The 18,216-nt window shown below is 69.1% G+C and carries 20 protein-coding genes; 5 read left to right on the top strand and 15 right to left on the bottom strand.

Translation table 11 applies throughout. The annotated features are described in order from the left end of the window. Positions 1–30: 30 nt before the first annotated feature. Positions 31–363, bottom strand: coding sequence for an acylphosphatase (locus tag BLQ91_RS05070; RefSeq protein WP_090095428.1), 333 nt, complete (start codon positions 361–363; stop codon positions 31–33). 20 nt (positions 364–383) lie between these two features. Here BLQ91_RS05070 and BLQ91_RS05065 point away from each other — a divergent pair, with 20 nt between their 5' ends. From BLQ91_RS05065 to BLQ91_RS05055, 3 genes are all read left to right on the top strand, one after another. Further along, positions 384–1,115 (top strand): CAP domain-containing protein, encoded by a 732-nt coding sequence (locus tag BLQ91_RS05065; RefSeq protein WP_090095427.1) that lies wholly within the window; start codon positions 384–386, stop codon positions 1,113–1,115. A gap of 22 nt (positions 1,116–1,137) precedes the next feature. Further along, positions 1,138–1,602: a hypothetical protein gene (locus BLQ91_RS41060; RefSeq protein ID WP_090095426.1), complete on the top strand. Its 465-nt coding sequence runs from the start codon at positions 1,138–1,140 to the stop codon at positions 1,600–1,602. A 127-nt stretch (positions 1,603–1,729) separates the two neighbouring features. Beyond that, complete coding sequence (locus tag BLQ91_RS05055) at positions 1,730–2,221, top strand: hypothetical protein (RefSeq protein ID WP_143022528.1); 492 nt, start codon at positions 1,730–1,732, stop codon at positions 2,219–2,221. Between the two features lie 4 nt (positions 2,222–2,225). On the opposite strand, the gene BLQ91_RS05050 is transcribed toward BLQ91_RS05055, so the two are convergent. Both BLQ91_RS05050 and BLQ91_RS05045 read right to left on the bottom strand, forming a co-directional pair. After that, positions 2,226–2,906 (bottom strand): response regulator, encoded by a 681-nt coding sequence (locus tag BLQ91_RS05050; RefSeq protein WP_090095424.1) that lies wholly within the window; start codon positions 2,904–2,906, stop codon positions 2,226–2,228. Beyond that, on the bottom strand, positions 2,903–5,392 hold the full coding sequence (locus BLQ91_RS05045) for a DUF4118 domain-containing protein (protein ID WP_425412412.1): 2,490 nt from the start codon (positions 5,390–5,392) through the stop codon (positions 2,903–2,905). Before BLQ91_RS05045 ends, BLQ91_RS05050 begins: the two co-directional genes overlap by 4 nt. Before the next feature lie 330 nt (positions 5,393–5,722). Here BLQ91_RS05045 and BLQ91_RS05040 point away from each other — a divergent pair, with 330 nt between their 5' ends. Beyond that, a complete protein-coding gene (locus BLQ91_RS05040; protein WP_090095422.1) occupies positions 5,723–6,163 on the top strand; it encodes a MarR family winged helix-turn-helix transcriptional regulator in 441 nt (146 codons plus the stop codon). A gap of 34 nt (positions 6,164–6,197) precedes the next feature. Here the strand turns inward: BLQ91_RS05040 and BLQ91_RS05035 are convergent, their stop codons facing one another. The 8 genes from BLQ91_RS05035 to BLQ91_RS05000 form a co-directional block, all read right to left on the bottom strand. Continuing rightward, positions 6,198–7,310, bottom strand: coding sequence for a DUF1700 domain-containing protein (locus BLQ91_RS05035; protein ID WP_090095421.1), 1,113 nt, complete (start codon positions 7,308–7,310; stop codon positions 6,198–6,200). Next, on the bottom strand, positions 7,307–7,633 hold the full coding sequence (locus BLQ91_RS05030) for a PadR family transcriptional regulator (protein WP_090066438.1): 327 nt from the start codon (positions 7,631–7,633) through the stop codon (positions 7,307–7,309). The genes BLQ91_RS05035 and BLQ91_RS05030 overlap by 4 nt, the downstream gene beginning before the upstream one ends. Before the next feature lie 257 nt (positions 7,634–7,890). After that, complete coding sequence (gene mutM / locus BLQ91_RS05025; RefSeq protein WP_090095420.1) at positions 7,891–8,748, bottom strand: bifunctional DNA-formamidopyrimidine glycosylase/DNA-(apurinic or apyrimidinic site) lyase; 858 nt, start codon at positions 8,746–8,748, stop codon at positions 7,891–7,893. A 1-nt stretch (position 8,749) separates the two neighbouring features. Beyond that, the gene (locus BLQ91_RS05020) at positions 8,750–8,950 is read right to left on the bottom strand and encodes a hypothetical protein (RefSeq protein ID WP_030467960.1); all 201 of its coding nucleotides are present in this window, start codon (positions 8,948–8,950) and stop codon (positions 8,750–8,752) included. An 8-nt stretch (positions 8,951–8,958) separates the two neighbouring features. Then, positions 8,959–9,762, bottom strand: coding sequence for a ribonuclease III (rnc, locus tag BLQ91_RS05015; protein WP_090095419.1), 804 nt, complete (start codon positions 9,760–9,762; stop codon positions 8,959–8,961). Between the two features lie 16 nt (positions 9,763–9,778). Further along, entirely contained in the window at positions 9,779–9,961 is a 183-nt protein-coding gene (rpmF, locus tag BLQ91_RS05010; RefSeq protein ID WP_065916643.1) for a 50S ribosomal protein L32, read from the bottom strand. A 2-nt stretch (positions 9,962–9,963) separates the two neighbouring features. After that, complete coding sequence (locus tag BLQ91_RS05005; protein ID WP_090095418.1) at positions 9,964–10,545, bottom strand: YceD family protein; 582 nt, start codon at positions 10,543–10,545, stop codon at positions 9,964–9,966. 148 nt (positions 10,546–10,693) lie between these two features. Then, positions 10,694–11,410, bottom strand: a complete 717-nt coding sequence (locus tag BLQ91_RS05000) for a DivIVA domain-containing protein (protein ID WP_090095417.1) — start codon at positions 11,408–11,410, stop codon at positions 10,694–10,696. A gap of 168 nt (positions 11,411–11,578) precedes the next feature. Here BLQ91_RS05000 and BLQ91_RS04995 point away from each other — a divergent pair, with 168 nt between their 5' ends. Beyond that, positions 11,579–11,974 (top strand): GNAT family N-acetyltransferase, encoded by a 396-nt coding sequence (locus BLQ91_RS04995; RefSeq protein WP_090095998.1) that lies wholly within the window; start codon positions 11,579–11,581, stop codon positions 11,972–11,974. Here BLQ91_RS04995 and coaD read toward each other — a convergent pair. The 4 genes from coaD to BLQ91_RS04975 form a co-directional block, all read right to left on the bottom strand. Next, positions 11,971–12,453: a pantetheine-phosphate adenylyltransferase gene (gene coaD / locus BLQ91_RS04990; protein ID WP_090095416.1), complete on the bottom strand. Its 483-nt coding sequence runs from the start codon at positions 12,451–12,453 to the stop codon at positions 11,971–11,973. The two genes, BLQ91_RS04995 and coaD, sit on opposite strands and share 4 nt — an antisense overlap. Positions 12,454–12,506: 53 nt before the next feature. Beyond that, a complete protein-coding gene (gene rsmD / locus BLQ91_RS04985; protein WP_090095415.1) occupies positions 12,507–13,061 on the bottom strand; it encodes a 16S rRNA (guanine(966)-N(2))-methyltransferase RsmD in 555 nt (184 codons plus the stop codon). A gap of 380 nt (positions 13,062–13,441) precedes the next feature. Then, complete coding sequence (locus BLQ91_RS04980) at positions 13,442–14,515, bottom strand: MBL fold metallo-hydrolase (RefSeq protein ID WP_090095414.1); 1,074 nt, start codon at positions 14,513–14,515, stop codon at positions 13,442–13,444. A 124-nt stretch (positions 14,516–14,639) separates the two neighbouring features. After that, on the bottom strand, positions 14,640–18,017 hold the full coding sequence (locus tag BLQ91_RS04975) for a pyruvate carboxylase (RefSeq protein WP_090095413.1): 3,378 nt from the start codon (positions 18,015–18,017) through the stop codon (positions 14,640–14,642). Positions 18,018–18,216 lie beyond the last annotated feature (199 nt).

The raw sequence follows: 18,216 nt of genomic DNA, 5'->3' as shown, positions 1-18,216 counted from the left end.
CTCCTACTACGCCATCCTCTCGCGGAAGGTTCAGCGTTCGACGAAGCCGGTCAGGTCGCCCCGGGCGGCGGACCACTGCTCACCCACCGATTCGACGTGCCCCGGAGTGTCACCCGATCGGAGAGCCTCCAGCAGTTGTTCACACTTCTCCCGCGGACCCTCGGCCACCACCTCGACCCGCCCGTCCGGCCGGTTCGAAGCACTTCCGACCAGGCCCAGCTCCAGCGCTCTGGCGCGCGTCCACCAGCGAAAACCGACACCCTGCACCCGTCCACGCACCCAGGCGTTCAGTCGTACGTCCACCTCCGAATGGTGGCGTAGTGACCGAAGGTGACGGATGACGCACTCTGGGGTGTCACCCATTAGTGGTACGGTCCCGACCCGTGAGTGCCCGCAGCCTCTTACTCGGCCTGCTGATCGGTGCAACCGGAATCGGCGGCCTCGCCATCACCGGCACCTCCCCTCTCGGCATCGGCTTCACCAACGCCGCGCAGCAGGAGAGCACCGACGCGGCGAACCAGTTCGGCACGGGCAACGCCGCCGCCCCCGGCAGCCGGACGCCACCCGAAGACGGCAACACCGGTGTCGGCACCCCCACGGCCTCGTCGTCCTCCTCCGCTCCCACCACCTCGTCGACGACGGCGACGCCCTCCTCCACCACCTCGTCAGCGGCTCCCACCACCACGACGACGACGCCTCCCGAAGCGCCGAAGCCGCCCGTCCAGCCGCCGAAGCCGCCCGCCGGCCAGACGCCGGAGCAGGCCGTGCTCGCGCTCGTGAACGACGCCCGCGCCGCCGCCGGCTGCAAGGCCCTCGTGATCGACGACCGCATCACGACCGCCGCCCAGGCCCACAGCACGGACATGGCCACCAAGAACTACTTCTCGCACACGTCGCAGGACGGCAGGACGTTCGACGTGCGGATGAAGGAAGCGGGCTACCCGAAGCCCGGCGGCGAGAACATCGCGAAGGGCTACCCGACGCCCCAGGCGGTCGTGACCGGCTGGATGAACTCGACGGGCCACCGCGAAAACATCGAGAACTGCAGCTTCACCACGATGGGCGTGGGCCTCGACACGCGAGGCAACTACTGGACCCAGAACTTCGGCCGCTGACCGCTTGAGCAGGGGAAACTTCGTGTACGAGAGCCCGGAACCGGACTCGAGCCCGCGCTGGCGCCGAGGCGCGCCGCAGATCGTCCTCGCCGCGACGGGCGTCGTGCTGGCGACCGTCTTCGCCGCCGTCGCCTCGCTCGCGGCGGGCTCGGACAGCGCCGCCGAGTCGCCCGCGACCCAGCCCCCGCGCAAGGAGGCCGTGCGCGACGCCTTGAGCATCGTGCCGACGTCCACGCCGAGCTCGTCGGTCGAGCAGACGTCGACGACGGTGGAGACGACGACCTCGACGACCACCACCACGTCGAAGAAGCCGACGCGCGTCACGACCATCACGCGTCCGGACGGCACGACGACGACGGTCACGACCGAGGACCCGCCGGTGGTCACGTCGAACCCGACGACGACCACCAAGCCGCCGATCACCACCACGGAGCCGACGACGACCACCACCACCACGGACCCGACGACAACGACGACGACCCCTTAGGGTTACGCCAGTCACCGCCCTGTGACGCAGAGCTACACGAAGGTGTGGCTCTGCTGAGGCTTTGGAGTGTTCCCGCCGATAACTCGAACGCAAGTCCATCCGACCGGGTTTCCACGAGGAGATGGGTGTGTTCGAAGAAGATCATCCGCAGTCATCGGCAGAGGCCTCGAAGAAGCGCGTGGGCACGGCCGTGATGCTCGCTGCGGGCGGCGTGGTCGTCGCGACGCTGTTCGCCACGGTGGCGTCCATGCTCGCCGCGTCCGGCCGCGAGGCGAGCCCGGAACGCACGGCGGCCGACGTCGTGCAGACCATCACCAGTGTCGCGCCCGACGGCAGCACGAGCACCGTCGTGGTCACCGTGTCGTCCGGCGCCCCGTCGTCGCAGCCCGAGCAGGACCGCAGGCAGGCGGCACGTCCGCAGGAGCAGCAGCCGAAGCCCGGGACGCCCGACCAGCCGCAGGTGACGACGAACCCGGTGGAGCCGACGCGGTCGCAGAGCAACCCGCCCACGTCGATCGAGGAACCGGCACCGACGACGTCCAGTTCTTCGGCGTCGGAGACCACCGTGCCGCCGTCGTCGAGCTCCTCCAGCTCGGCCGCGCCGGACCCGCAGTCCTGACGGCTCAGAGCTCGAACCGGTAACCCATGCCGGCCTCGGTCAGCAGGTGCCGCGGCCGTGCGGGCTCCGGCTCCAGCTTGCGCCGCAGCTGCGCGAGGTACACGCGAAGGTAGTGCGTCTCCTTCTCGTAGGCGGGCCCCCAGACGTCCCTGAGCAGCTGCTTCTGCGCGACGAGCTTGCCCGCGTTGCGGGCGAGGACCTCCAGCAGACCCCACTCGGTGGGCGTGAGGTGCACCTCGGCGCCGTCCCTGAGCACGCGCTTGGCCGCCAGGTCGACGGTGAACGACGCGGTCTTCACGACCGGCTCGTCCTCGGGGCCCGCCACCGCCGAGCGGCGGACGGCGGCGCGCAGGCGGGCGAGGAGCTCGTCCATGCCGAACGGTTTCGTCACGTAGTCGTCGGCGCCTGCGTCCAGGGCGTCGACCTTGTCGGTCGAGTCGGTGCGGGCGGACAGCACGATGATCGGCAGGGTCGTCCAGCCGCGCAGGCCCGCGATGACGTCGGTGCCGTCCATGTCGGGCAGGCCGAGGTCGAGGACCACGACGTCCGGTTTGCCGTCGGCGGCGAGCCTCAGCGCCGTGGCGCCGTCGGGGGCGGTGAGCACCTCGTAGCCGCGGGCCGAGAGGTTGATCCGCAGCGCGCGCACGATCTGCGGCTCGTCGTCGACCACCAGTACCTTCGTCACGCGTTCCTCTCCTCGGCGGGGAGCGAGATCACCACGGTGAGCCCGCCACCGGGTGTGTCCTCCATGGTGATCGTGCCTCCCATGGCCTCGGTGAAGCCCTTCGCCACGCTCAGACCGAGACCAACGCCACCCGGCGTGCGGTCGCCGAGGCGCTGGAAGGGCGCGAAAACCTGCTCCGCGGCACCGGCGGGCAGACCGCGACCGTGGTCGACGACGCGCAGCTCCACCACCGAGCCGTGCGCGGACGCCCTGATGGCGACGGCTCCGGCGTAACGCAGCGCGTTGCCCACGACGTTGGCGACCACTCGTTCGAGCAGTCCGACGTCGGCGCGCACGGGCGGTAGCGACTCCGGGACGTCGACCTCGACGTCGCCGCCGAGGCCGCTCAGCGCCCGTGCGACGGCCTCGTAGTAGCCGACCGCGCGGAACTGCGGCGACACGGCCCCCGTGGCGAGGCGGGACGAGTCGAGCAGGTTGTCGACGAGCGCGGTGAGGCGGTCCGCCGACTCCTCGACCGCCTCCAGCAGCTCGGCGGTGTCCTCCGCCGACAGGGTCAGCTCGGGATCGCGCAACGAGCCGACGGAGGCCTTGATCGAGGTCAGCGGCGTGCGGAGGTCGTGGCCGACGGCCGAGAGCAACGCGGTGCGCAGCTCGGTGCGCGAGGCTTGGCGCTGCGCTTCGAGGGTCTGCTCGGCCATCCGCTGCTGCCTCAGCGCGAGCAACGCCTGGCCGGCGGCGCCCTCCAGCACGCGGCGGTCCGACGCGGGCAGCGAGCGTCCGCGCAACGCCAGGTGCACCTCCGGCGTCACGGCGATGTCGACGTCCGCCTCGTCGGGTTCGTCGCACGGGGCCGCGCCGACGCACGCGACCCGGTCCCAGGCGCCGTCCACGCGTTCCAGCAGGGCGACGGACGTCAGGCCGAAGTTCTCCTTCACCTTTTCCAACAGCCGTGCGAGCGGATACGGGTGCGTCAGAACAGTGCGCGCGTATGAGGCGAGAAGCGTGGCTTCGGTGCGTGCGCGCGCTGCCTGCGTGGCGCGTCTCGCGGCGTAGTCCACCACCAACGCCGTGGAGACGCCGACAATGATCATCGCGAAGAAGGTGAGCACGTTCTGCTGGGCGTTGATGGTGAACGTGTAGAGGGGTTCGGTGAAGAAGAAGTTCAGCAGCAGCGCGTTGACCAGGGCTGCCGCGATCGCCGGCCCCAGGCCGCCGACGATCGCGACGACCAGCGTGACCAGCAGGTAGCCGATGACGTTGGTGGAGAAGTTCAGGCCGCTCCGCAGCAACGCTCCCGCGGCCGTGACCAGCGCGGGCCCGGCAACGGCCAGGAACCAGCCCCAGGCGAGCCGGCTCGGCTCCAGCGGACTGCCCGCGAACCGCGCCCGCCAGCCGCTGGCCGTCACGGGGTGCGTGACCATGTGGACGTCGATCGCCCCGGACTCCTGCACGACCGTGGAACCGATCCCTGCCGAAAACACGCGCGCGACCCGTGAACGGCGCGAGGTGCCGACCACGAGCTGAGTGGCGTTGACGCCGCGTGAGAACTCAAGCAGCGCCGTGGGCACGTCATCACCGACAACGGTGTGGAAGGTCGCACCGACGTCGTCGGCGAGCTTGCGGTACTTCTGCAGTGAGTGCGGATCCGCCCCTGCGAGCCCATCGCCTCTGAGCACGTGCACGACGAGAAGGTCACCACCCGCGCGCGTCGCGATGCGGCGTGCGCGACGGATCAACGTCTCGCTTTCCGTGCCACCGGTGATGGCGACGACGACTCGTTCGCGCGTCTCCCACGTGTCCGTGATCTGCTGTTCCGCCCGATAGCGCAGCAACGCGACATCGACCTGGTCAGCGACCCACAACAGCGCCAGTTCGCGCAACGCGGTCAGGTTTCCGACGCGGAAGTAGTTGCCGAGGGCCGCGTCGATCTTGTTCGCCGGGTAGACGTCGCCGTGGGCGAGCCGGCGGCGCAGCGCCTCCGGCGTCAGATCGACGAGCTGGATCTGGTTCGCATTGCGCACGACCTCGTCCGGCACGGTTTCCTGCTGCGGAACGCCTGTTATGCGCTGAACGACGTCGTTGAGCGATTCCAGGTGCTGCACGTTGACCGTGGAGAGCACATCGATGCCCGCTTCGAGGAGCTCCTCGACGTCCTGCCACCGCTTCGCACCCCGGGAGCCGGGGACGTTCGTGTGCGCCAGTTCGTCGACGACGGCGACCTGCGGCGCGCGGGCCAGCACGGCGTCGACGTCCATCTCGGTGAGTTCGACGCCGCGGTGCACCGAACGCCTGCGCGGAACGATTTCCAGGCCTTCGACCAGTTCGGCGGTCCTCCTCCGGCCGTGGGTCTCCACAAAACCGATGACCACGTCGGTGCCGCGTTCCCGTCGGCGGTGCGCCTCACTGAGCATGGCGAACGTTTTCCCCACACCGGGAGCGGCGCCGAGGTGGATGCGGAGCTCGCCACGACGGGTTTTCGGACTCACCAACCCAGTCTGCCCCTGATCGCCCGTGGACCGTTCGGGGGTATGCGCTGCGCCACACGGCGAAACGAGTGCGCCTTCCCACAGTTCTGACACCGGATCTGTCTCGTTGAATCATGCTTCAACTCGGCGACCGTTCGAGTGAGCCGGGTTGCGCTTTTTACGCCGTTTACCAGCACATTCAAGTGTGTCGGACGCACGCGGTGACACCCCGCGTCACCACAACGGCCGAATGGGTTATCGGCAGTTGGCGGATAGCGCGCAGAGCGTGAATGAGGGAAAGTGCCAGGGTTCGTGTCCGAATTCGGACAATCACATGCGCGCGGAGAAACGATGCCCACCACCGTCACCAACCACGAGGCACTTCAACTCGTGGTGGCCGTGCACCGGCTGGTGCGAAGTCTGCGGCAGGCCGCTCCGGCCCGTCGTTTGCAACCCACCCAGTTATTGGTGCTGTCAGAACTGAGCGCCCACGGCCCGATGCGGATCGGCGAGATCGCGGTGCGCGCGCTGTGTTCGCAGCCGACCGCGACAACCGTCGTGACCAGCCTCGAGTCCACCGGCCTAGTGCGCAGGGAGCCCGACGCCGCCGACGGACGAGCGACGATAGTCGTGCTCACCGAAGTCGGCCGCGAGACGATCCTGTCGCTCGCTCACGGCGAAGCCGAACTATTGAGTGAAAGAATGTCCGAGCTTTCCCCAGAAGACAGAGAACACCTGCGCTCAGCCATGCCGGTATTGCGCCACCTGGCGGACCCGCAGGAGAACAAGTAGGAGCGGGACCCCCCGACGGGTCCCGCTCCTGGCTTTACTTGCTCGGTGACACAGAAGTAGGCGGTACCGAGCTCGAAGTCGTGCTTCCAGAACTGGCCGGTACCGAACTCGGCGTTGAAGAGGTCGATGACGGAGCGGTCACAGATGGTGTCACTGTGTAACAGACACCGTTTTCGTAGTCGACCTGAGGCCGCGGATAGCGGTTGGCGGGAATGACCGGCTCGGGACCGTTGCCAGGCATGTTGCAGCCGTTGTAGCTCCGCGGCGCGTTGATGGGGCTGCCGTCCTGGTCGTACAGCAAGACGTTCGTGAGCAACTTGCCGTTCTCGTCGTACGCGTAGATGTTCTCGTACGACTCGACGATGGGCGGCTGGTACGACGAGCGCGAGGCGTTGTACCCGAGCTGCCCCGCGGTCACGTCGATGACCTGGAACAACAACCCGACCGCCAACGCCGAAGCGGGCAGGCTGAACCACAGCCACCGCCGGTCGACCTTGGCCCGCGGCCCGGCGAACACCGACACCACGGCGATCGCGGCGATCGCGAGGAACCCGAGGATGTCGCGCCCCGCGAGCAACACGGCGCCGAGCCCGAGCAGACCCGCCCGCACCAACCACCACGCGGGCTGCAGCGACTTCAGGTACGTGATGGCACGCTCCGCCGGCGTGCCCTCCTCAGGAGTCAGCCACTTCTTGAGCCGGTGCGTCTCCGGCAGGTTCATGATCTCCTGCTGCACCGGACCCCGGTCGTGCACGAGTGCCAGGCTCAGCACGAGGATCACACCCGGCAGCAGCAACACCGCCGGCTCCCGCAACGCCGCCGCCCCGGCCAGCAACGTGACACCGGTGGCCACGACGAGTCCCCACGCGGCAGCCCGCGGACGCGACAGCCACGACTGCTTGGTCGTCACCGGCAGCCGTTCGGTCTTCGGCGGATAGCCAGCGGCCTGCCGCAGTTCCCGCGCGTACTGCTCCGGCGACCCGAGCCGCCGCTCGAGCGTCTCGTCCTCCCCGAGCTCCGTGGTCAGCTCGGCGACGTGCGCCTCGACGTCCTCCATGATCTCGGCGACCTCGTTGGCCGGCAGGTCGTCGAGGGCGGCACGCATCCCGGCCAGGTAGTGCTCGACACCGAGCGCTTGCGTGTTCATGCTGCGACCTCCTCGAGCAGGCCGTCCAACGTGCTGGCGAACGACCTCCACGTCTCCCTCGACTCAGCCAGGCGCGCCCGCCCGGTCTCGTTGATGCTGTAGTACTTGCGGTGCGGCCCTTCTTCACTGGGCACCACGTACGAGGTCAGCATCCCGGCGTTGTAGAGCCGCCGCAGCGTCCCGTACACCGACGCGTCGCCCACTTCGTCCAATCCCCCGGCGCGCAGTCTGCGCACCACGTCGTACCCGTACCCGTCGTCCTTGCGCAGTACCGCAAGGACGGCCAGGTCCAGTACCCCCTTGAGCAGCTGACTGGTGTCCATGGCCCCTCCGACCCAGGCCGGACCCCTCTTCCAGGGCCGAGCACTGTTACGCCGTGAACACTACTACGCATCGCGCAGTACTGTCCATCCCGTTGTTCCCTGCGGGAGACGTGCGCTCGGGAAGATCGAATTCAGCGGGTAAGAGCGGCTGGCGCGGACGTCGTGCAACGTCGACGAGCCGTTGCCGCAGGCATGCGAAAGGCGAACCGGAAGGCGTCCACTACCTCAAAACCCGCACACCGGGCCGGCGGAGATCCTCAAGCCCTCGGCCGGGGCTGACAACGAGGGCACGAGAACGAAGACCGGTTCATGAACGGCTCCCGGATCATCATCGCCCCGCACCGCTTGCAAGGCCGGTTCTCCTGCCCATAAGCGTTCAAGGACCGGTCGAAGTACCCGGACTGCCCGTTGATGTTGACGTACAAAGCGTCGAACGAGGTCCCGCCCTGCCCGAGCGCCTCACGCATCACGTCCGAAGCGTGGTCCAGCACCTCGGCGGCCTTGGCCCGGCTCAGCTTGTCCGTCATCCGGGTGCCGTGCAGACGGGCACGCCAGAGAGCCTCGTCGGCGTAGATGTTGCCGATCCCGGACACCAGGGTCTGGTCCAGCAAGGCGCGCTTGATCTCCGTGTGACGCAGACGCAACGCGCGCACGGCGGCATCACGGGAGAAGAGAGGATCCATCGGGTCGCGGGCGATGTGCGCGACCGAGTCGGGCACCAGAGTCCCGTCCACCTCGACCAGTTCCGCCAGGGCCAGGCCACCGAAGGTGCGCTGGTCCACGAAGCGGAGTTCGGGCCCGCCGTCCTCGAACGTGAAGCGGACGCGCAGGTGCTTCTCGTCGGGGGCCGACGAGGGTTGGACGAGCATTTGGCCGCTCATGCCCAGGTGCGCGAGCATGGCTGCTTTGTCGGCCAGTTCCACCCAGAGGTACTTGCCGCGGCGCTTGGCTGCCACCATCGGTTGCGAGGCCAAGCGCGCGCAGAAGTCTTCCGAGCCCAGGTCGTGCCGGCGGATGGCGCGTGGGTGCAGCACCTCTACCGAGGAGATGACCCGGCCGGCGACGTGGGCTTCGAGGCCGAGACGTACTACCTCGACCTCTGGGAGTTCGGGCACGTCAGGCTTCGGACTTGCCCTCGTCGACGGGCTGCGCCTCGATCACGGCAGCCTGGGGCTTGGTGGGCTTGAGCACCCACACGCCCGCGCGGCTCGTGTCCCTGACCAGCACAAGTCCCTGGATGCCTCCGCTGCGGGAGGTGTTCACCGGCCCGCGGACGGTGCGGGTGCGGCGGTTGGTGCGGTTCCTGGTCGCATACATCGCGTGTCTCAGTCTTCCTCGGATGGGAGGGTCCCTGGCGTCACCGAGGCGCCGTTCTGCCCGTTCGTGGCCTTGACCGACTCCTGCTCGGCCTTGACCCGTTCGTGCAGAACATGATAAGCCGCTTCAGCGGCTTTCTGCTCGGCTTCCTTCTTGGTGCGCCCATCACCCTTGCCGTAAGGCTGGCCACCGACGAGCACCGTGGCGGTGAACTCCTTGCGGTGGTCCGGCCCCTGGTCGTCCACGCGGTACTCCGGGACGCCGAGGCTGGCTTGAGCGGTGAGCTCCTGCAGGCTTGTCTTCCAGTCCAGTCCAGCACCCAAAAGCGGAGCTTTGGCCAAGAGCGGATCGAACAGCCGATGAACGAACGTTCGTGCGGTATCGATACCGAACTGCAGGTACACCGCACCGATGACGGCCTCGAGGCCGTCGGCGAGGATGCTCGCCTTGTCCCTGCCGCCGGTCAGCTCTTCGCCACGACCGAGCAGCAGGTGTGCACCGAGCCCGCCCTTGCCCAGGTCACGCGCTACGCCAGCCAGTGCGTGCATGTTCACCACGCTGGCACGGAGCTTCGCGAGTTGACCCTCGGGAAGATCAGGATGGGTGCGGTAGAGGTGGTCAGTGACGACCAGCCCCAGAACCGCGTCTCCCAGGAACTCGAGACGCTCGTTCGGCGGAAGCCCGCCGTTCTCGTACGCGTACGACCGGTGGGTGAGTGCGAGCACGAGCAGCTCGGCGTCCAAGTGGACGCCGAGCGCTTCGAGCAGATCCGCGCGGTCCGCTTTCGGTGCGCGCGGCGGCTTTCCCCCCACTACGACGGCGAGGAGATCAGGCCGGCTGAGCGACCTGGCGGCCAGCGTACTGACCACAGGCCGGGCAGGCGACGTGCTGCGGCTTCGGCTGACGGCAGGCCTTGTTCTGACACGCCACCAGGTGCACAGCAGACGTCTTCCACTGGGAACGGCGCGCACGGGTGTTCGAACGCGACATCTTCCGCTTCGGGACGGCCACGACTACTTCTCCTCCGAGTTGTCATCGCTGAACCGCTCTTGCAACGCGGCCCAACGAGGGTCAATCGTCTCATGCCCGTGGTCGGGCCCGAGCTCCGCCCACCTGCCACCACACTCGGAGCAAAGCCCCTCGCAGTCCGGCTCGCAGAGCGGCGCCTGCGGCAACGCGAGGACGATGGCGTCCCGCACCACAGGCTCGAGGTCGATCAGATCGTTCTCGATCCGGCTGACCTCGTCTTCCTCAGTGGTCTCGTCCGTGGCGCTGTCCGGATACGCGTAGAGCTCCGTGATCCGGACTTCAACCTCATCGGTGATGGGCTCGAGGCACCTCGAGCACTCACCTTCGACCTTGGCGAACGCCGTCCCCGACACGAGCACGCCCTCCACGACCGACTCGGTCAGGAGGTCGAGCTCCACCTCTCCGCCTTCTGGCACCGCGATCACGCCGAGGAGCCCCGTGCCTGCTGCGGGAACCGACCGGACGAAGGGTCGGCTGGACCCGGCACGACGGCCGAGATCCCTGGTGTCGAAGACCCAGGGACCGGATGCTGTGGGACGCGTGGACGCGTGACGATGCTCAGTCATGATCAGATTGGTTGCCGGCGGGGACCTACCACGTCCAGCCGGTCCAGGGTACGGGACGACGGCCCCGCGCGTGAAATCGCCAGGTGATCGCACCTGTCAGACGTAGCGCGAATCACACGTTCAGGCGCCGGAGAACCGGGCTGGTTCGTCAGGAGCCGTAGTCGAACGGCGCCGCCGCACCCGCGACGGCCGGTCCGCGCAGGTGCGAACGGCCCTTGCCGACCGACCTGAGGGTGTGCGCGAGGAGGTCCTCGAAGTCCGCGAGCTTGCCGTCGACGTACGCGTCGCACTCCGACCGCAGCCGGATGGACTCGTTCTGCGCGGCGTCGAGGATGCGCGCCGCCTCGGCGTGCGCGGCCCGGACGACCTCCTGCTCGTTGACGAGCCTCGCCTGCTCGGCGCGGCCGTCCTCGGTGGCGCGCTCGTAGTTCGCGCGACCCGCCTGGATCATCCGCTCGGCCTCGGCGTGCGACCGGCCCACCAGGTCGTCGTACTCCTGCCGGCCCGCGGCGACGGTCCGCTCCGCCTGGTCCTCGGCCTCGGCGATCATCCGCTCGGCACGGGCGCGCGCGTCGGACAGCATCGCCTCCGCCTCGGCCTGCGCCTCGGCGAGCATGCGGTCCGCATCCGCGCGGGCCTTGGACACGCCGGTCTCGGCCTCGTGCTTGGCCTTGCCGACGACCTCGTCGCGGTGGTCCAGCACGTCCTGCGCGTCGTCGAGCTCGGCTGGGATCGCGTCGCGCACGTCGTCGAGAAGTTCGAGCACGTCGCCGCGCGGCACGACGCAGCCCGAGGTCATCGGAACTCCGCGCGCTTCCTCGACGATCGTGACGAGCTCGTCGAGAGCCTCGAACACCCGGTACACGTCTCACTCCCTAACCCCTGTGACTCCCACCCACAAGTGTGCCCTGCCGATCTCCCGCGCTCCGGGAGATCGGCAGGGCGTGTCAGGATTTCCCCACATCCACCTGGGGGAACCGTGAAGATCACAATCAGGCGGGCCACCGCCGACGACGTTCACCCGATCGTGGCGATGCTGGCGGACGACCCGCTGGGCGCACGGCGGGAGAAGCCGGGCGACCCGGCCTACCTGGCGGCGTTCGAGGTCATCGACGCCGACCCGCACCAGTACCTGGCCGTCGCGGTCGACGGGTCCGGCGAGGTCGTGGGCACGCTGCAGCTCACGTTCACGTCCGGCCTCTCACGCCTGGGCATGACCCGCGCGACCGTCGAGGCCGTGCGGGTGCGCTCCGACCAGCGCGGCCACGGCCTGGGAGAACAGCTGGTGAAGTGGGCAGTCGACGAGGCCCGCGCACGCGGCTGCGGCCTCGTGCAGCTGACGACGGACGCGTCACGCGTGGACGCGCACCGCTTCTACGAGCGGCTCGGGTTCACCGCGTCGCACGTGGGGATGAAGCTGACCCTCTAGCGGGTCTCCTCGAGGCGCAGCTTGAGCCGCTGCTCGATGGACGCCGGGAGCAGCGTCGACACGTCGCCACCGTAGGTCGCGACCTCCTTGACCAGCGACGACGCCAGGTAGGAGTACTGCGGGCTGGCCTGCATGAACAGCGTGTCGACCCCGGTGAGCTGGTGGTTCATCTGCGCCATCTGCAGCTCGTAGTCGTAGTCGCTGACCGCGCGCAGGCCCTTCACGATGGCCTTGATGTTGTTCTCACGGCAGTAGTCGACCAACAGCCCATGCCACGAGTCCACGCGCACGTTGTCCCACTGAGCCGTGACCTCGCGCAGCATCTCCTGGCGCTCCTCAACGGAGAACAAGGTGCGCTTGTTCTTGTTGATCAGCACAGCGACGACGACCTCGTCGAACAGGTGCGCGGCTCGCCCGATGATGTCCAGGTGACCGTTGGTTACCGGGTCGTAGGAGCCGGGGTACACGGCACGTGTCATGGAGCGGACGTTAGCACCCGATCGGACGCCTCCAGGCGTGTCCGTGGTTCTCGTCACCCATCAGCACGCACCTGCCCCCAGTACACGGCAGTGTCTCCATAACGCTTGGCGCGCAAGGATTCCACCTCTTCAGGCCACGCTGGTTCGCTGCTTCGCGAAGCACGTTCCACGATCAAGACGGCGTCGGCCGTGAGTCTCGGCACGATCCCCTTCAGGACTTCGGCGAGCTCGTCGTCCCCCAGCGCGTAGGGCGGATCGGCGAAAACGACGTCGAACTGCTCCCCCTCGGTCGCCACGTACGCCTCAGCCGTCCGGTTGGCGATCACGACGTTCGCGAACCCGAGCTCCCTGGCGTTGCCTTTGAGCACGTCAGCGGCCCGCTTGTCCGACTCGACGAACGTCGCGTGACCCGCTCCCCTGCTCAACGCCTCGAAACCCAGCGCACCCGAGCCGGCGTAGAGGTCCAGCACGCGGGCACCGTCGAGGTCCATCAACGACTCCAGGGAGCTGAAGAGCGCCTCCCGAACCCGATCGGAGGTGGGGCGCGTGCCCTTGGGCGGGACCTTGAGCCTGCGACCTCCCGCGGTCCCGGCAACGATGCGTGTCACGGGTACATCGTCCCAGGCGGCGGCCACGCACCCACGCCCACCACCACGCCGGCGCGCGCCCCAACGGCGAGCCGTCCGAACGCCTTCCCGAGCAAGCGCTCCCGGCGGTGGGGTCCCATCAACCCGCTCGAAGCGCCGGCCCCTGGTCAGGTTGCCGGGGTTCTGGGGAGAGAGCCCTCAGGGGAACAACGCAACCGCAACCAGCCGCACGCAACGCAACCACCTACGGACCCCAGCGCCGCCACACCAGCGACCCCCACGAACGGAGCGCACACCCACGCCGACGCAGGCTCACGCAGGCGTCCCCCCACCCTCGGGACCCCTCGCAACACAACCTACCCAGCACCCCCGACAAGATCACCCGGCCGAGGTCCACCAGATCAGGCGAGCGACTGCCACCACCCGTCGACCTCCCCGGGGGAATCGACGTCGACCCGCTCCCCGGGCCGGGGCACCGCCAGCTTCATCCCCCGGGCCTTGACCTCCCGCCACACCCGGTCGATCGGTTCCCCCCAGGGGTGCAGCGCCAGGTTGAACGTCGCCCAGTGCACGGGGATCAACAAGCCACCGCCCAGGTCGTCGAACGCCCGGACGCCGTCCTCAGGGGTCATGTGGATGTCCGGCCAGGCGTCCCCGTAGGCCCCGACCTGCATCAGCACGGCGTCGAACGGCCCGTGCGCCGCCCCGATCGTCTTGTACCCGGCGAAGTACCCGGTGTCCCCGCTGTAGAACACGGACCGTTCCCCGCGCCGGATCACCCACGAGGCCCACAGCGTCACGTCGCGCTGCACCGAACGGCCCGAGAAGTGTTGTGCCGCAGTACAGGTGAGCGTGAACCCGTCCACTGAGTGCGACTCGTCCCAGTCGAGCTCGACCACGCGGGAAGCCGGAACGTCCCACCGGGCGAGGTGCGCACCCAACCCCAGCGGCACCACGAACACCGCGGACGTGGACGACGCGAGCTTCTGCACCGTGTCCATGTCGAGGTGGTCGTAGTGGTCGTGCGAAACAACGACGGCACTGATGGCGGGCAAGTCCGACAACTGGTGCGGAACAGGGTGCAACCGGCGAGGCCCGACGTGAGCGGAGGGCGACACCCGGTCGCTCCACACAGGATCGACCAGCACCGCGGCGCCGTCGATCTCGATCAGCGCGGAAGCGTGGCCGTACCAGGTGATGTGCAGGCCGTCGGTCACCGGCGCGGCGGGTCCGACCAGCGGCACGGCGACGGAGGGCTTGCGGTCCGCGCCGCCGAAGACGAAGTCGCGCAACGAGAAGGCGTCGCGGTCCGGGACCGAGCTGACCTCCTCGTCGTTGTGGAACTTGCCGTCGCGGTAGCGCGGTGAGCGCGACATGTGGACCGGGTCCGGCTTGCCACCGAGCTGCCGCGGCACGTCCTTCAGCGCGTACGCCACCCCTGCCAGGCCGAGCAGGCCGGCCAACGCCTTCTTCATGATGCGATTCCCTCTCCCTGACCCCGTGCTCGGTGCAACGCGCGGAACGGTCGTGGAGTTCCAGGCCTCGCGCGGCAAGAAGGGCCCGGTCTCGGGCAGAGACCGGGCCCTTCGGCGAGCAGGCCTACTCCAGGACGATCAGGAGGTCGCCGCCCTCGACCTGCTGGGCTCCGCGCAACGCCAGGCGCTGCACGACACCCGCCTTCGGGGCGGTGATCGCCGCCTCCATCTTCATGGCCTCGATCGTCGCGACGGTCTGACCGGCGTCCACGCGGTCGCCTTCGGCCACGGCGGCCGTCACCACGCCGGCGAACGGGGCCGCGACGTGGTTCGGGTTGCCGCGGTCGGCCTTCTCGGCGGCCGGGATGTCCGCTGCCACGGAGCGGTCGCGGACCTGGATCGGGCGCAGCTGGCCGTTCAGGGTCGCCATGACCGTGCGGATGCCCCGCGCGTCCGCCTCGGAGATCGCCTCCAGGCCGATCAGCAGCCGGACGCCCGGCTCCAGGTCGACGGAGTACTCCTCGCCGGGGCGCAGGCCGTAGAAGAAGTCCTTCGAACGCAGCACCGACGTGTCGCCGTAGGCCTCGCGGTGCGTGGTGAACTCCCTGGTCGGCGCCGGGAACAGCAGCCTGTTCAGGGTCGCCCTGCGGTCGTCGGCCAGGCCGGCCTCGTCCTCGGGCGAGAGCTCCTCGACCGGCTTCGGGGCGGCACGGCCCTCGAGCGCCTTGCTGCGGAACGGCTCCGGCCAGCCGCCGGGCGGGTCGCCCAGCTCGCCGTGCAGGAAGCCGATCACCGACGCCGGGATGTCGAACTTGCCGGGGTTCTCCTCGAACTCCTTGGGCTCGACGCCGGCACCGACGAGGTGCAGCGCGAGGTCGCCGACGACCTTCGACGACGGCGTCACCTTCACGAGGTGGCCGAGCATGCGGTCGGCGGCCGCGTACATCGACTCGATCTCCTCGAACTTCTCGCCGAGGCCGAGCGCGACGGCCTGGGTGCGCAGGTTCGAGAGCTGACCACCGGGGATCTCGTGGTGGTAGACGCGGCCGGTCGGGCCGGGGATGCCGGACTCGAACGGCGCGTAGATCTTGCGCACGGCCTCCCAGTAGGGCTCCAGGTCGCAGACGTTCTGCAGGTTCAGGCCCGTCGAGCGGTCGGTGTGGTCGGTCAGCGCCACGATCGACGACAGCGGCGGCTGCGACGTCGTGCCCGCCATCGACGCGGTCGCGCCGTCGATCGCGTCCACGCCCGCCTGGATCGCCGCGAGGTACGTCGCCAGCTGGCCGCCCGCCGTGTCGTGCGTGTGGAGGTGGACCGGGAGGTCGAACTCCTTGCGCAGCGCGGTGATCAGGCGCGACGCGGCCGGTGCCCGCAGCAGGCCCGCCATGTCCTTGACGCACAGCACGTGCGCGCCGGCGCCGACGATCTGCTCGGCCAGCTTGAGGTAGTAGTCCAGTGTGTACAGACGCTCGTCCGGGTCGGACAGGTCGCTCGTGTAGCAGAGCGCGACCTCGGCGACGGCCGTCCCGGTCTCGCGCACGGCCTCGATCGCCGGGCGCATCTGCTCGACGTCGTTCAGGGCGTCGAAGATCCGGAAGATGTCGATGCCGGTGTTCGTCGCCTCCTGCACGAACGCCTTCGTCACGGCCTCCGGGTACGGCGTGTAGCCGACCGTGTTGCGGCCGCGCAGCAGCATCTGCAGGTTGATGTTCGGCACGGCCTCGCGCAGCGCCGCGAGCCGCTCCCACGGGTCCTCCGCGAGGAACCGCAGCGCCACGTCGTAGGTCGCGCCGCCCCAGCACTCCAGCGACAGCAGCTCGGGCGTCATGCGCGACACGTGCGGCGCGACGGCGAGCAGGTCCTTGGTGCGCACGCGGGTCGCGAGCAGCGACTGGTGGGCGTCGCGGAACGTCGTGTCGGTGACGCCGACGGCCTTGCTCTCCCGCATCCACCGCGCGAAGCCCTCGGGACCGAGCTCCGCGAGCTTCTGCCTGGAGCCCGCGGCCGGTTCGGCGCCGAGGTCGATGACCGGCAGCTTCTCGCGAGGGTCGACCGCCGTCGGGCGGGTGCCGTTCGGGTGGTTGACCGTGACGTCCGCGAGGTAGGTCAGCAGGCGCGTGCCGCGGTCGGCCGAGTGGCGCGCCGTCAGCAGGTGCGGGCGCTTCTCGATGAACGACGTGGTGACGCGGCCCTCGTAGAAGTCCGGGTCGTCCAGCACGGCCTGGATGAACGGGATGTTCGTGGACACACCGCGGATGCGGAACTCCGCGATCGCACGGCGCGCACGGGCGACGGCGAGGCTGAAGGTGCGGCCTCGGCACGTGAGCTTCACGAGCATCGAGTCGAAGTGCGGGCTGATGGCCATGCCCGCGCCGGCCGTGCCGCCGTCGAGACGGATGCCGGAGCCGCCGGGCGAGCGGTAGGCGCTGATCGTGCCGGTGTCCGGGCGGAAGCCGTTGGCCGGGTCCTCGGTGGTGATGCGGCACTGCAGCGCCGCGCCGCGCAGCTGGACGGTGTCCTGGGACAGGCCCAGGTCCTCCAGCGTCTCGCCGGACGCGATGCGCATCTGCGACTGCACCAGGTCGACGTCGGTCACCTCTTCCGTGACCGTGTGTTCGACCTGGATGCGCGGGTTCATCTCGATGAAGACGTAGTTGCCGTGGGGGTCGAGCAGGAACTCCACGGTGCCCGCGTTGCGGTAGCCGATGTGCCTCGCGAACTTCACGGCGTCGTTGCAGATGCGGTCGCGCAGCTCGGGGGCGAGGTTCGGCGCGGGCGCGATCTCGATGACCTTCTGGTGGCGCCGCTGCACGGAGCAGTCGCGCTCGAAGAGGTGGATCACGTTGCCCTGGCCGTCGGCGAGGATCTGCACCTCGATGTGGCGCGGCTCGACCACGGCCTGCTCGAGGAACACCGTCGGGTCGCCGAACGCCGACTCGGCCTCGCGCGACGCCGCCTCCAGCGCCTCGCGCAGCGCGGCCGGGTCGTCGACCTTGCGCATGCCGCGGCCACCGCCACCGGCGACGGCCTTCACGAAGACCGGGAAGCGCATGGATCCCGACGCCGCGAGCAGCTCGTCGATGTTCGACGACGGCGCGCTCGACTCCAGCACCGGCAGCCCGGCCTCGCGGGCGGCGGCGATGGCGCGCGCCTTGTTGCCCGTCAGCTCCAGCACCTCGGCCACGGGGCCGATGAAGGTGAGACCTGCCTCACGGCACGCCATCGCGAGCTCGGGGTTCTCCGACAGGAAGCCGTAGCCCGGGTAGATCGCGTCGGCGCCGGCCTTGCGGGCGGCCTTGATGATCTCTTCCACGGACAGGTAGGCGCGGACGGGATGCCCGGGCTCACCGATCTCGTAGGACTCGTCCGCCTTCAACCGGTGCAGCGAGTTGCGGTCCTCGTGGGGGAAGACGGCAACCGTTCCCGCGCCCAGTTCGTAGGCGGCTCGGAACGCGCGAATCGCGATCTCGCCGCGGTTGGCGACAAGAACCTTGCGGAACATCCGTGCCCTCCCGGTGGTGCTCGGCGGTCATCAGTCGAGGCACGTTACCGTGCGACTCTTGCCTGTTGGGAGGACTGTCCCACGTGATGGGTGTCATCCTGATCGGTCTTGCTCCCGTGGATTCTCGCGTGGTGAGAGCGATGTGGACACCCGCCACCCGGTCAGACTCCACCCGGTAGTGGGATTAACCAGATCGAGT

This window comes from Lentzea jiangxiensis (genome assembly GCF_900104175.1).
GTDB lineage: Bacteria > Actinomycetota > Actinomycetes > Mycobacteriales > Pseudonocardiaceae > Lentzea > Lentzea jiangxiensis.
The sequence above is the reverse complement of the archived record's forward strand: the minus strand, read 5'-3'. Positions and strand labels throughout refer to the sequence as shown.

Excerpts from the sequence above, each read along its gene's own strand:
- BLQ91_RS05070 (WP_090095428.1), bottom strand. The coding sequence starts at position 363 with ATGGGTGACACCCCAGAGTGCGTCATCCGTCACCTTCGGTCACTACGC.
- BLQ91_RS05040 (WP_090095422.1), top strand. The coding sequence starts at position 5,723 with ATGCCCACCACCGTCACCAACCACGAGGCACTTCAACTCGTGGTGGCC.
- BLQ91_RS05035 (WP_090095421.1), bottom strand. The coding sequence starts at position 7,310 with ATGAACACGCAAGCGCTCGGTGTCGAGCACTACCTGGCCGGGATGCGT.
- BLQ91_RS05030 (WP_090066438.1), bottom strand. The coding sequence starts at position 7,633 with ATGGACACCAGTCAGCTGCTCAAGGGGGTACTGGACCTGGCCGTCCTT.
- BLQ91_RS05020 (WP_030467960.1), bottom strand. The coding sequence starts at position 8,950 with ATGTATGCGACCAGGAACCGCACCAACCGCCGCACCCGCACCGTCCGC.
- BLQ91_RS05005 (WP_090095418.1), bottom strand. The coding sequence starts at position 10,545 with ATGACTGAGCATCGTCACGCGTCCACGCGTCCCACAGCATCCGGTCCC.
- BLQ91_RS04995 (WP_090095998.1), top strand. The coding sequence starts at position 11,579 with ATGCTGGCGGACGACCCGCTGGGCGCACGGCGGGAGAAGCCGGGCGAC.
- coaD (WP_090095416.1), bottom strand. The coding sequence starts at position 12,453 with ATGACACGTGCCGTGTACCCCGGCTCCTACGACCCGGTAACCAACGGT.
- BLQ91_RS04980 (WP_090095414.1), bottom strand. The coding sequence starts at position 14,515 with ATGAAGAAGGCGTTGGCCGGCCTGCTCGGCCTGGCAGGGGTGGCGTAC.
- BLQ91_RS04975 (WP_090095413.1), bottom strand. The coding sequence starts at position 18,017 with ATGTTCCGCAAGGTTCTTGTCGCCAACCGCGGCGAGATCGCGATTCGC.